The organism is Streptomyces sp. CB02366 (assembly GCF_001905905.1).
Classification (GTDB): domain Bacteria; phylum Actinomycetota; class Actinomycetes; order Streptomycetales; family Streptomycetaceae; genus Streptomyces.
The window spans coordinates 750,105-762,326 of sequence record NZ_LIVT01000001.1 but is presented as its reverse complement, the minus strand read 5'-3'; the positions used below and the strand labels follow the sequence as shown (position 1 = coordinate 762,326).

At 73.3% G+C, this 12,222-nt stretch carries 9 protein-coding genes and 1 riboswitch; of the genes, 4 read left to right on the top strand and 5 right to left on the bottom strand.

Translation table 11 applies throughout. The features are described from left to right. The first annotated feature begins 145 nt into the window (after positions 1 to 145). The gene (locus tag AMK24_RS03270) at positions 146 to 1,432 is read left to right on the top strand and encodes an ATP-binding protein (RefSeq protein WP_073764768.1); all 1,287 of its coding nucleotides are present in this window, start codon (positions 146 to 148) and stop codon (positions 1,430 to 1,432) included. Beyond that, complete coding sequence (locus tag AMK24_RS03265) at positions 1,429 to 2,124, top strand: LuxR C-terminal-related transcriptional regulator (protein WP_073764766.1); 696 nt, start codon at positions 1,429 to 1,431, stop codon at positions 2,122 to 2,124. Before AMK24_RS03270 ends, AMK24_RS03265 begins: the two co-directional genes overlap by 4 nt. Before the next feature lie 21 nt (positions 2,125 to 2,145). On the opposite strand, the gene AMK24_RS03260 is transcribed toward AMK24_RS03265, so the two are convergent. Next, positions 2,146 to 2,919, bottom strand: a complete 774-nt coding sequence (locus AMK24_RS03260) for a GNAT family N-acetyltransferase (RefSeq protein ID WP_073764764.1) — start codon at positions 2,917 to 2,919, stop codon at positions 2,146 to 2,148. Positions 2,920 to 2,959: 40 nt separating this feature from the next. Next, positions 2,960 to 4,039 (bottom strand): C40 family peptidase, encoded by a 1,080-nt coding sequence (locus AMK24_RS03255; protein WP_073764762.1) that lies wholly within the window; start codon positions 4,037 to 4,039, stop codon positions 2,960 to 2,962. A gap of 243 nt (positions 4,040 to 4,282) precedes the next feature. Here AMK24_RS03255 and AMK24_RS03250 point away from each other — a divergent pair, with 243 nt between their 5' ends. Next, on the top strand, positions 4,283 to 4,636 hold the full coding sequence (locus AMK24_RS03250; RefSeq protein ID WP_073764760.1) for a hypothetical protein: 354 nt from the start codon (positions 4,283 to 4,285) through the stop codon (positions 4,634 to 4,636). Positions 4,637 to 4,724: 88 nt separating this feature from the next. Here the strand turns inward: AMK24_RS03250 and AMK24_RS03245 are convergent, their stop codons facing one another. Then, a complete protein-coding gene (locus AMK24_RS03245; RefSeq protein WP_199876352.1) occupies positions 4,725 to 5,903 on the bottom strand; it encodes a C40 family peptidase in 1,179 nt (392 codons plus the stop codon). After that, positions 5,902 to 6,068: riboswitch (cyclic di-AMP (ydaO/yuaA leader) on the bottom strand. It overlaps the preceding gene by 2 nt. A gap of 422 nt (positions 6,069 to 6,490) precedes the next feature. Between AMK24_RS03245 and pcrA the strand changes: the two genes are divergently transcribed. Further along, on the top strand, positions 6,491 to 8,929 hold the full coding sequence (gene pcrA, locus AMK24_RS03240) for a DNA helicase PcrA (protein WP_073764758.1): 2,439 nt from the start codon (positions 6,491 to 6,493) through the stop codon (positions 8,927 to 8,929). A 64-nt stretch (positions 8,930 to 8,993) separates the two neighbouring features. On the opposite strand, the gene AMK24_RS03235 is transcribed toward pcrA, so the two are convergent. Both AMK24_RS03235 and AMK24_RS03230 read right to left on the bottom strand, forming a co-directional pair. Then, a complete protein-coding gene (locus tag AMK24_RS03235; RefSeq protein WP_073764756.1) occupies positions 8,994 to 10,751 on the bottom strand; it encodes a peptidoglycan DD-metalloendopeptidase family protein in 1,758 nt (585 codons plus the stop codon). Between the two features lie 205 nt (positions 10,752 to 10,956). Further along, entirely contained in the window at positions 10,957 to 11,997 is a 1,041-nt protein-coding gene (locus tag AMK24_RS03230; protein ID WP_073764754.1) for an esterase/lipase family protein, read from the bottom strand. Positions 11,998 to 12,222: the final 225 nt, after the last annotated feature.

The following is a 12,222-nucleotide window of genomic DNA, read 5'->3' as shown; positions in this document are numbered from 1 at the left end:
CGGGGCGCGCCGGTCACGCCGGGGCGTACGCGCCGGACGCGGGGGCCGGGGGCCGGCCCCAGGCCGGGCGCGGGGGAGAGCCTCAGGGTCACTTCGGGGGCCGACCCTGATGCCGCCCCGCACCCGCGCGTGTGACGATCGGGGTATGCCAGCCGCCACCGCCCGAGCCGCCAGCTCCCTCACCGCCGAGCCGGAGGAGCCCGCGCCGCGCAAGCTCTACCGCAGCGCCGACGGACGGCTGCTCGGCGGCGTCGCGCGCGGGCTCGCCGGCCACCTCGGGCTGCCCGTCGCCTGGGTGCGGCTCGTCTTCCTCGGCCTGTTCGTCACCGACGGCCTCGGCGCTCTGCTCTACGCGGTGTTCTGGATCGTCGTCCCGCTCGGCGTCGGCGGCGTCGAGCCCACCCGGTCCGTGTTCGAGACCTCCCCGGAAGGCCGCCGCAGGCTCCGCGCACCGGACAAGGGCCAGGTCTTCGCGCTGGTCGCCCTGGCGGTCGGGGCCGTCGCGTACTTCGTCAACGTCGACATGGGCGGTGAGACCGGCCGCTACATCTGGCCCACCCTCCTGATCGGCGCGGGCTCGGTGCTGGTCTGGCGGCAGGCGGACAACGCCCGCCGCGCCCGCTGGATGGAGGTCGGCCGCAACCGCAAGCTGCTCCACCTGGCCCGGGGTCTCGCCGGGGTCGCCCTGGTCGGCCTCGGCCTCGCGGTCTTCCTCGTCGTCCGCGGCTCGGCCGCCCAGCTCGGCAACGTGCTCACCGCCGCCATCGCGGTGCTGACCGGCATCTTCCTGCTCGCCGGGCCCTACCTGGTGCGGATGACCCAGGACCTCTCCGAGGAGCGGCTGATGCGCATCCGCGCCCAGGAGCGGGCCGAGGTCGCCGCCCACGTCCACGACTCCGTGCTGCACACCCTCACCCTGATCCAGCGCAACGCCGACGACGGCGGCGAGGTCCGGCGCCTCGCGCGCGCCCAGGAGCGCGAACTGCGCAACTGGCTCTACAACCCCGAGGGCACCGGCAAGGACGAGGACGAGGAGCCGGCGACCCTGGCCGAGGCGGTCAAGCGGACCGCCGCCGAGGTCGAGGACAAGCACGGCGTGCCCCTGGAGGTCGTCGTGGTCGGCGACTGCCCCCTCGACGAGAAGCTGGCCGCACAGTTGCAGGCCGCCCGCGAGGCGATGGTCAACGCCGCCAAGTACGGTGGCGAGGGCGGGGCGGTGCAGGTCTTCGCGGAGGTCGAGGGACGCACGGTCTTCGTCTCCGTCCGGGACCGGGGCCCGGGTTTCGACCTGGACGAGGTTCCCGCCGACCGCATGGGCGTACGAGAATCGATCATCGGCCGGATGCAGCGCAACGGCGGGACCGCCCGACTGCGTTCGGCGCCCGGCGGGGGCACCGAGGTCGAGCTGGAGATGGAGAGGGCGAGCGAATGACCGAGAACACCGAAGCCACCGGGGGCCCGGAGCGGCGGGTACGGGTCGTGCTCGTCGACGACCACCGGATGTTCCGCACCGGGGTGCAGGCCGAGATCGGCCGCACCGAGGAGACCGGCGTCGAGGTGGTCGGCGAGGCCGCCGACGTCGACCAGGCGGTCACCGTGATCACGGCGACCCGCCCCGAGGTCGTCCTCCTCGACGTCCATCTCCCGGGCGGCGGCGGCGTGGAGGTGCTGCGCCGCTGCGCCCCGCTGATGGGCGCCGCCCAGGACCCGGTCCGTTTCCTCGCGCTGTCCGTGTCGGACGCGGCGGAGGACGTCATCGGCGTCATCCGGGGCGGGGCGCGCGGCTATGTCACCAAGACGATCACCGGCGCCGACCTGGTGGACTCGGTCTTCCGGGTGCAGGAGGGCGACGCGGTCTTCTCGCCCCGCCTGGCCGGCTTCGTGCTGGACGCCTTCGCCTCCACGGACGCCCCGCCGATCGACGAGGATCTGGACCGCCTCACCCAGCGCGAGCGCGAGGTGCTGCGGCTGATCGCGCGCGGCTACGCGTACAAGGAGATCGCCAAGCAGCTGTTCATCTCGGTGAAGACGGTCGAGTCGCACGTCTCGGCGGTGCTGAGGAAGCTCCAGCTCTCCAACCGGCACGAGCTGACCCGCTGGGCGACGGCGCGCCGGCTGGTCTGAGCCGGGCGCTCCGCTCCGGGCTCAGACAGGTCCCGGCGCCGGGGCGAGCGAGATGTCGACCTTCTCGCCGATCCGGCGGTAGCCGATGCCCGCGTAGACGCGCTCGACGTCCGGGTCACCCGGTTCCAGCCAGACCGTCCGGCAGCCCTGGTCCAGGGCCCGACGGGTCAGCCAGGCGGAGAGCGCCGCCCCGACGCCCCGGCGGCGGTGGGGGGCGGCGACGGCGAGCCCGGCCAGTTCGCTCAGACCGTCGATCGCGGGCGAGCAGCCGCCGACTCCGGCCGGTGCTCCGTCGAGGACGGCCAGTGCGGCGACCCCGTCGCCGGTGGCCGCCGCGCGCAGCCAGTCGGTCATCCCCGGCTCGGGCTCGCCCTCGCCGCCGAAGCCCTGGTGCTGGACGCGCGCGGCCTCGGTGAACTCCGCCTCGGTGACCGGCGTGCCGATGCGGAGGCCGTCGACCGGCTTCGGCGCCCGGAAGTCCTCGCGGCCGCAGGCGAGCAGCGGGGCGCGGTTCTCCACGGTGAAACCGGCGGCCAGCAGAGCCGGTTCGACGGCCGGGGCCCAGGCCGGCAGGAACTCCAGCCGGGGCAGGCGGGAGTGTTCCTCGAACGCCTCGACCAGAGCGGCCACCTCGTCCGCCGTGGGCTCCGCGTCCCGGTCGGGGATGGCGTAGTTGGCGTACTTCAGCTCCCATCCGGGGTTGTGCCGGACGGTGAACGGCCCCACCCGGTAGTGGTCGGGTGAGCGCAGTGTCAGCGTGCGGGCGTAGTCCTGGACGGCGTTCGCCAACGTCATACGGGGGTTCCTTCGGCGGAGGTCGCAACGGCGCGGCGAACTATGCCACCCGGGTCGCCCCGGCGAAAGGCATCTGGTCGATGGGCGCGATGCGGACCGGTGCTCCCGGGCGCGGGGCGTGGATCATCTGGCCGCCGCCGATGTAGAGGCCGACGTGGCTGATCCCGGAGTAGAAGAACACCAGGTCGCCGGGGGCCAGTTGGGAGCGGGGGATGCGCTGCCCCGCGTTGATCTGGGTGTAGGTGGTGCGTGGCAGGCCGACCCCCGCCGCCTTCCAGGCCGCCTGGGTCAGGCCGGAGCAGCCGAAGGCGTCAGGTCCGGTCGCTCCCCAGACGTACGGTTTGCCGATCGCGCCGTGCGCGAAGGCGATGGCCCGCCCCGCCCGGGAGTTCGGGGCGGTGACCGGGCCGCCGCGAGCGGTGGAGCGTTCGGCTCGGGCGGGGCCGCCGCCGTGCCGGGCGTCGGCGGCGCGCTCGTGGGCGGCGCGCTGCTCGACGGTGAGGGTGGCCAGCAGCTCCCGGGCGTCCGCCAGCTTGGTGCGGATCGCGGTGCGGTGCTCGCGCAGTTCGGCGCGGCGGGCGGCGAGGCGTTCGTTCTCCCGGTCGGCACGGGCCTTGACCCGGGTGATCTGGGAGACCTGCCGCTTGATGGTGCGCAGCAGCCCCGTCTGCCGGTCGCCCGCCCGGTCGAGGTAGGAGGCGCGTTCCAGGTAGGCGTCCGGGTCGGAGGAGAGCGCCAGTTGCAGGGCCGGGGCGAGGGTGCCGGAGCGGTACTGCGCGGTGGCCAGCGAACCCAGGGCGTGCCGCGAGGCGTTGAGGCGCGCGGTGCGGCGGGCGGCCTCGTCGGTCAGGGCGTCCACGGCACGGGCGGCGGTGTCCGCCTTCTCCTTCGCGCCGTTGTACTTCTCGGTGGCGACCTCGGCGTCGTGGTACAGCCGGTCGACCTTCGCCCGGACCTGGGCGGCGCCGGTGGCCGGTTCGGCGGGGGCCGCGCCCGCCGAGGTGACCGAGCCGGCGGTGGCGGCCCCGGCGAGCGCCAGGGTGGCGGCGGTGCGGGCAGCAGAGCCGGTGAGCGGGCGCTGCTTGGGTTTTCGATGGGCTGACCTGCGGTGCGCTGCCACGGAGGCGGCATCCTTCCTCTCGGCTGGCCGCCGCGAAGGGCGGCGGGTCCGGGAAGGACGCTAATCCCGGCGTGAGGAAAAGAGGCGTCATGACAGCTATTGCCCTGATGTGACGTTTCGCCGCGCACAGGTGATCACCGATATGCCCCTGTGCCGAGCCGAGCCGGTCGATACCGGAGGGCTCCCCGGGAAGGCTAGCCTCACTGGAAGGTAAAACCTTGGCCATGGCTAGGCTCCGGAGCCATGGACGTACTCATCAATGTTGTCGTCGCCCTGCACATCATCGGCATCGCCTCCCTGCTGGGCGGCTTTCTGACTCAGATGAAGGCCGTGGGGGAAGGGACCGCCCGGTTCGGCCCCTCGATGCTCCACGGTGCGCTGACCATGCTGATCACCGGCATCGCCCTGGTCGGCCTCAACCAGGCCGACGACCAGGCCGTCAACAACGTCAAGATCGGCATCAAGCTGGCGCTGCTGGTCGTGATCCTGGCCCTGGTCTACGTCAAGCGCGACGAGGAGAAGGTCGACAAGGGCGTGTTCATGGCGGTCGGCGGGCTGACCGTCGCCAACATCTTCATCGCCACGGTCTGGACCTGAGGCCGCCGGGGCGGGCCGGCCGCGCACCGGCCGCCCCGCCTCCTGCTCCGCGCACCGGCCGCTCCGCCCCCTACGCCGCGGTGGCCGACTACGCCGGTCGCACGCTCCCGTAGACCGGCATGGAGTAGATCGACTCCTCGCGCACGTTCGCGCCCGGCTTCGGGGCGTGGATCATCATCCCCTCGCCCTTGTAGATCCCGACGTGGCTGATGTCGTCGTAGAAGAAGACCAGGTCGCCCGGTCGGAGGTCGGCCGTGGCGACCCGCGTGCCGAACTCGACCTGGTCCCACGTCGTCCGGGGCAGCGTCACCCCCGCCTCCCGCCAGGCCGCCTGGGTCAGCCCCGAGCAGTCGTACGAGGACGGGCCCGTCGCCCCCCACACGTACGGCTTCCCGATCTGGGCCCGGGCGAAGGCCAGCACCTTCTCCGCCTTGGCGGCGTACCCGCTGCCCGCGTCGGAGCCGGAGCCCGTGCCCGTGCCGCCGCCCGAGCCGCCGCCGGACCCCTTCGCGGCCTCCTCGCGGGCCTTCTCCTCGGCCGCGGCCCGCTCCTTCGCCTCGGCGGCCTGCCGGGCGGCCAGCCGCGCCGCCTTCTCCCTGGCCTCGGCCTCCTTCCTGCGCTCCAGCTCCGCCAGCCGCGCCTTCTCCTCGGCGGTCAGCCGGGACAGCAGGCCGCGCGCCTCGGTGAGCTTGCTCTGCACGGCCTTCTTGCTGGAGGCGAGGGTGGCCTGCGTCTCGGTGAGGGCCTCCAGACTCTTCACCGCCTCCGCGCGCTTCTTCGCCGCCGACGCCTGCTGCGTACGGAACTCGCTCACGGCCTTCTGCTGCCGCTCCGTCGCCCGGGCCATCAGCCGGCTCTGGTCGAAGTACCCCTGCGGGTCGTCCGCCAGGAAGAACGTCGCCGTGGGCGCGATGCCGCCGCTGCGGTACTGGGCCGCCGCGTAGGAGCCCAGCGCCCGGCGGGCCTCGTTGATCCTCTCGGTCCGCTCCGCCACGTCGGAGAGCAGCGCGTCGACCTTCTTCCGCTGCGTCCCGGAGGCGGCCTTCGCCCGGTTGTACTCCTGGGTCGCGGCCCCCGCCTGCCGGTAGAGGGCGTCGACCTTCTTCCGGACCTCCTCGATCGCGGGCTTCGGCTCCGCGGGCGCGGCCGTGGCGCTCTGCGTGGAGAGCAGCGTCACGGAGGCCAGCGCGACCGTCGTCAGCCCGACGGCGGAGGTGGTGGAGCGCACCTTCGTGCGCGGCTTGCGATGCGATGCCAAGGCCGGCATCTCCTTCCGTGGACCGCCTACCGGGTTAGCTGTCGGGTTCGGACGGAACGGAAGGCTGTCCTACGGGCCGCGCGCGGCGGCGCGGACCGATTCACCCCGGTTCTGCGTGTGGGTCCCCGGTTCCGAACGGCCGGGAAGCCGGGACGGATTCGGCGGAGGCGACCGTCGGGCGCGGTTCGCCCCAGGGAGGTACGGATCACCTGAGCGAGCACGCTAGCCAAAGCGCCCCGCCGCTGGGAAGGACGATGAGCGATATGCCCGATACATTTTCGTGACCTTTCCCGATCGCGGCCCCGCCACCCCCTCCCACCGGGCCTCCCTTCACGGAACGTGGGCGTCCGCTCCCCGTGCGTACGGTCCCGGCAGCCGTTCGCCGGCCGCGGGGGAAAGGGCGTCGGCGCGTCCGCCCAAGGGCGCTCCCGCGATCCCCGGTGGATCGGCGCGCGGTGTCGGATGCGGTGCACCGCACGGCGGAGGGACGTCCGCGTACCGGAGGTACGCGGGCGTTCCGGCAATGCGGCGAGGCGCCGTGGCCGTCATCGCGCGCCCGCCGGGGATGGCGGGACAGCCCTTAGACTCGGGAGGCGATGAGCAGCCTCTTTGACGACAGTTTCCTGACCGGCCTCCAGCCCGCGGAGGACGGCCCCCCGCCGCCCCCCGAGGACCACGCGCCCGAAGAGGTGCCGGAGGGACTCTTCGAGGACGTCCACGACGCGTCCCCGCCACCCCGGGACGGGTACTACCGGGGCGGCCAGCCCCGCCCGGCGGTCGATCCCGCCGCGCTGCTCGACGGGCTGAACACCGAGCAGCGCGCCGCCGTCGTGCACGCCGGCTCCCCGCTGCTCATCGTCGCCGGGGCCGGCTCGGGCAAGACCCGGGTGCTCACCCACCGCATCGCCCACCTGCTGGCCGAGCGCGGCGTCCACCCCGGTCAGATCCTCGCGATCACCTTCACCAACAAGGCCGCCGGCGAGATGAAGGAGCGCGTCGAGCAGCTCGTCGGCCCGCGCGCCAACGCCATGTGGGTCATGACCTTCCACAGCGCGTGCGTCCGCATCCTGCGCCGCGAGTCGAAGAAGCTCGGCTTCACCTCGTCGTTCTCGATCTACGACGCCGCCGACTCCAAGCGGCTGATGGCCCTGGTCTGCCGCGATCTGGACCTGGACCCCAAGCGCTACCCGCCGAAGTCCTTCACCGCCAAGGTCTCCAACCTCAAGAACGAGCTCATCGACGAGGAGACCTTCGCCGGGCAGGCCGCCGACGGGTTCGAGAAGACCCTGGCCCAGGCGTACGCGCTCTACCAGGCCCGCCTGCGCGAGGCCAACGCCCTGGACTTCGACGACATCATCATGACGACGGTCCACCTGCTCCAGGCGTTCCCGGACGTCGCCGAGCACTACCGCCGCCGCTTCCGCCACGTCCTCGTCGACGAGTACCAGGACACCAACCACGCCCAGTACACGCTGGTACGGGAGCTGGTCGGCCCGGCCGGAGAGAACGACGCCCCCGCCGAGCTGTGCGTGGTCGGCGACGCGGACCAGTCGATCTACGCCTTCCGGGGCGCGACCATCCGCAACATCCTCCAGTTCGAGGAGGACTACCCCGACGCCACGACGATCCTCCTGGAGCAGAACTACCGCTCCACACAGACGATTCTCTCCGCCGCCAACGCCGTCATCGAGCGCAACGAGAGCCGCCGCCCCAAGAACCTCTGGACCAACGCCGGCTCCGGCGCCCGCATCACCGGCTATGTCGCGGACACCGAGCACGACGAGGCGCAGTTCGTCGCGGACGAGATCGACCGGCTCACCGACGCCGGGGACGCCAAGGCCGGCGACGTCGCGATCTTCTACCGCACCAACGCCCAGTCGCGTGTCTTCGAGGAGATCCTCATCCGCGTCGGCCTGCCCTACAAGGTCGTCGGCGGCGTGCGCTTCTACGAGCGCAAGGAGGTCCGGGACATCCTGGCCTACCTCCGCGTACTCGCCAACCCCGAGGACGCCGTCCCGCTCCGCCGCATCCTCAACGTCCCCAAGCGGGGCATCGGCGACCGCGCCGAGGCCATGATCGACGCCTTGTCGATGCGCGAGAAGATCTCCTTCCCGCAGGCCCTGCGCCGGGTGGACGAGGCGTACGGCATGGCCGCCCGCTCGTCCAACGCCGTCAAGCGCTTCAACACGCTGATGGAGGAGCTGCGCACGATCGTCGAGTCCGGCGCCGGGCCCGCCGTCGTCCTGGAAGCCGTCCTGGAGCGCACGGGCTACCTGGCCGAGCTCCAGTCCTCCACCGACCCCCAGGACGAGACCCGCATCGAGAACCTCCAGGAACTGGCCGCCGTCGCCCTGGAGTTCGAGCAGGAGCGCGGCGCCGAGGAGGGCACGGGCACCCTCGCGGAGTTCCTGGAGAAGGTCGCCCTCGTGGCGGACTCCGACCAGATCCCCGACGAGGAGGAGGACGGATCGGGGGTCATCACGCTGATGACCCTGCACACGGCGAAGGGCCTGGAGTTCCCCGTCGTCTTCCTCACCGGCCTGGAGGACGGCGTCTTCCCGCACATGCGGGCCCTCGGCCAGACCAAGGAGCTGGAGGAGGAGCGCCGCCTCGCCTACGTCGGCATCACCCGCGCCCGCGAACGGCTCTACCTGACCCGCGCCGCGATGCGCAGCGCCTGGGGCCAGCCCTCGTACAACCCGCCCTCGCGGTTCCTGGAGGAGATCCCGGAACAGCATCTGGACTGGCGGCGCAAGGGCCCGATGGCCGCCCCCGCCGGACCCACCTCCGGCATCACGTCCTCGCTGTCCTCCTCCCGCTCCCGTTCCGGCCCCTCGGGCTTCGCGACCCGGCGCGGCGCGGAGAAGCCCACGGTCGCCCTGGCGGTCGGGGACCGGGTCACGCACGACCAGTTCGGCCTGGGCACGGTGACGGCCGTCGAGGGCTACGGGGACCAGGCCAAGGTGACGGTCGACTTCGGCGACGAGCGCCCGAAGAAACTGCTCCTGCGGTACGCGCCGGTCGAGAAGCTGTAAGGACGGGACAACACGGAGGGGGAGGGCCTCGGCCCTCCCCCTCCGTGTTGTCCCGCCGTGCCCGTCAGGTCGGGTTGAGGCCCTTGCTGCGCAGCCACGCCAGCGGGTCGATCGACGCGCCGCCGCCGGGCCGGACCTCGAAGTGCAGGTGCGCGCCGGTGGAGTTGCCCGAGTTGCCCGCGTAGCCGATGACGTCGCCGGCCTTCACCGGGCCCGAACGGATCCGGGTGCTGCTGAGGTGGCAGTACCAGGTCTCCGTGCCGTCGGCCGCGGTCACGATCATCATGTTCCCGTAGGCGCTGTTCCACCGGCTCTGTACGGTGCCGTCGGTGGCGGCCATGACCGGAGTGCCGTAGTCCACGGGGAAGTCGATGCCCGTGTGCACGGACATCCAGTTGAGGCCCGCCTGGCCGTAGTAGGCGCTCAGCCCGTGCTGCTTGACCGGCAGGACGAACTTGGGGCGCAGCGCCTCGCGGCGGGCGGCCTCCTGCGCGCGCTTCTTCTTCTCCGCCGCCTGCCGCTCGCGCAGGTCGATGCGCTCCTGGGTGCGGCTCGCGCGCTCACGGAAGTCGTCGCTGCCCTCGGAGAGCTGCTCCAGCTGGCTGTCGAGCCGGCTGTTCGCGGCGGCCACCGCGGCGGAGGTGGAGTCCGCGACCGCCAGCGACGTGGTCTTCTCCTCCGGCTTGTCGCCGCCGGGCAGCCCGCCGACCGAGGCGGCCGCGATGCCGGCGACGCTCATCACGCAGGCGGAGGGCACCGCGACGGTCAGCAGCGCGGAGCGCTTGGCGGGGGAGCGGCGGCGGGCCCGGCCGCGGGGGGCGGGGGCGCGCACGGCGGTGCGGTCCACGGCGGGCGGCGCGGGGAAGTCGTCCCCCGTCTCGGGGTCCGGCGTGGCGTCCGGCCCGCTCTCCGGTGCGATCTCCTGGACGAGGGCGGCGAACGCGGCGGTGGAGGACGGGTCGGCCCCGGGCTCCTCGGCCGCACGGCCCGGCTCGGCAGGACCCTCGGGCGACGCAGCGTCGGCCGGCCGGTGTTCGTACGGCGAGTCCGACATCTGTTCAGACCCGTACGCGGTGTCCCCGGGCGTGGCGCCGGAGTTCCAGGCGGTCGCGTCGTAGGCGCCGGTGTCGTACGCGGCCGTGCCGTACACGGTGTACGCGCCCGTGTCGTAGGCGCCGGTGTCCTGGGCGGCGCCCGGGTCGAGCGTGCCGGTGGTGAAGGCGGTGGTGGCGTACGTGCCGGTGTCGGCGGCGACGGCCGCGGCGCCGTACGCGCCGACCGGGTAGGCGCCGGTCTCGTAGGCGTCGCTCCCGTACGCCCCGCCGGTCCCGTAGGCCGTACCGGCGGGGTACGTGCCGGTGTCGTAGCCGTCCGTCGCGTACGCCCCGGCGCCGTACGCCTCCGCCTGGTACGCGGAGCCCGTGCCGTACGGGGCCTCGGAGAAGCCGGCGGTGGGGAACGCGCCGGTCTGGTCCTGGTCGGCGACCTGCTGCCAGGTGTCGGAGGCTTCCCACTGCCGCGGGACCTGGGGGGCCTGGGCCCGCTCGGTGTAGCCGTCGTCGTAGGTGAGCGTCTGCTGGGCGCCGGTGTTCCACGCGGAGGCGTCGTACTGGCCGCTGTGGTGGTCGGGCTGTCCGGTCCCGTAGGCGGTGGCGTAACCGGCGCCGTGGGCGCCGTCGCCGTACCCGGCGGTGGGATGCCCCGTGTCGTAGCCGGTGGAGTGGTCGCCCGAAAGGGAACCGAAGAGCGGGTCGGTGTCGAAGCTGCCGGTCGATCGGCCGTCGTGGCCGACATGCCCGGCGGGGGGGTGCTGGTCGTTCACCAACTTCTCTCTCGCCTCGGCAGTAGGACTGTTCTGGGGCCCCGTCAGGGGTGCCTCAGGGGGAAGCAGTGGCCGCGACTGTACCCGGCGGTATGTGAGGACGACAATCTTCGACAGGTTTTACGCCCGCAGGAAACGGGCAATCGAGCGTCTTTCGGTGGAGGGCAGACGCAGCCTTGGTTTTACGTTCGACAGGTGTTCTATTTCAGGCCGCGGACGTCGCGCCGGTAACCGGAACGTCATCCTCATCGGCCCCTCGGGCCTCCAGGGCCTCACGGACCGCGGCGGCCACCGCCGGGTGCACGGGAAGGGCGAGGTGGCCGATGCCGGTGACCCGTACGTTCACCGCGTCGAGGTCGGGGTGGTCGACGCACGCCGTCCCGACCGGAACCATCATCCGGTCCCACTCGGCCCAGAAGCTGACGAACCGGGTCCGGCAGCCGGGGGCGGGGCGGCGCAACTCCTCGATCACGGGGGAATCACCGCGCATCTGCCGCACGATGGGGTGAAGGCCCGCCCCCGGGGCGACGGCGGTGCCGCCGTGCGGTGTGCCGAGCGTGACCAGGGTGCGCACCCGGCGGTCGCCGCCCAGCCGTTGTACGTAGTACCGGGCGATCAGGCCGCCGAGGCTGTGCCCGACGATGTCGACCCGGTCGTGTCCGGTGCGCGCGCAGACGGCCTCCACCTGGCGGCCGAGCAGGGCGGCGGCGGCGCGGATGTCGCGGGTCAGCGGCGAGTAGTTGAGCGATGTCGTCCGGCGGAGGCCGTGCCGGGTCAGCGCTCTCCGCAGGACGAGGAAGACGGAGCGGTTGTCGATGAACCCGTGCAGCAGGACGACGGGCGGCGCGGCGGCGTCCGGTTGAGCTGCGGTCGTGTCCGGTGGAGCGGCGGTGGCGGAGGGTGTGCCCGGCAAGGCTGGGGGCGTGTCCGGTGAGGCGGCGGGCGTGGAGGGCGCGGTGCCGGAGGGCGCGCCCCGCCCGGCCCGCCCGGCCTGCCCGGCCCGCCCGGGGCGCTGGGGTGGCTGAGGTCGTTCGGACCGCTCGGGTCGCTCAGGTCGCTCGGGCCGCTCGGGGGTGAGGCCGAAAGGGTAGGCGATCAGGTGTCCGGTGAGGACGGCCAACTCCAGGGCGGTGGCGCCGACCAGCGCCGACGAGAGCCGGGGGCCGGGCAGCCGGGGAAGACGACGCAGCGGTGAGGGGAGGGCGGGGACGAGGGAGCCGGGGGAGAGGGGCGGGGGAAGCTTCACGGCCGGCCTCCTGCACAGGCGGACGGTACGGGGGAGCGGCGGCCCCTCCCGTACGCCCTCGCGGGGGCCGGTGCGAGGGCCGCCGTCCGGTGGGGGTGTGGGGGACCGGGTGGCGACGGGGCCGTACCGCCGTGCCGTGCGGCTGGCGGCGCGGTGGTACGGCGACCTCGTAGCGGCTCCCGTGGGCACGCTCCTCGCCTGCCCCCGCACGGCCGGACGGCCGGG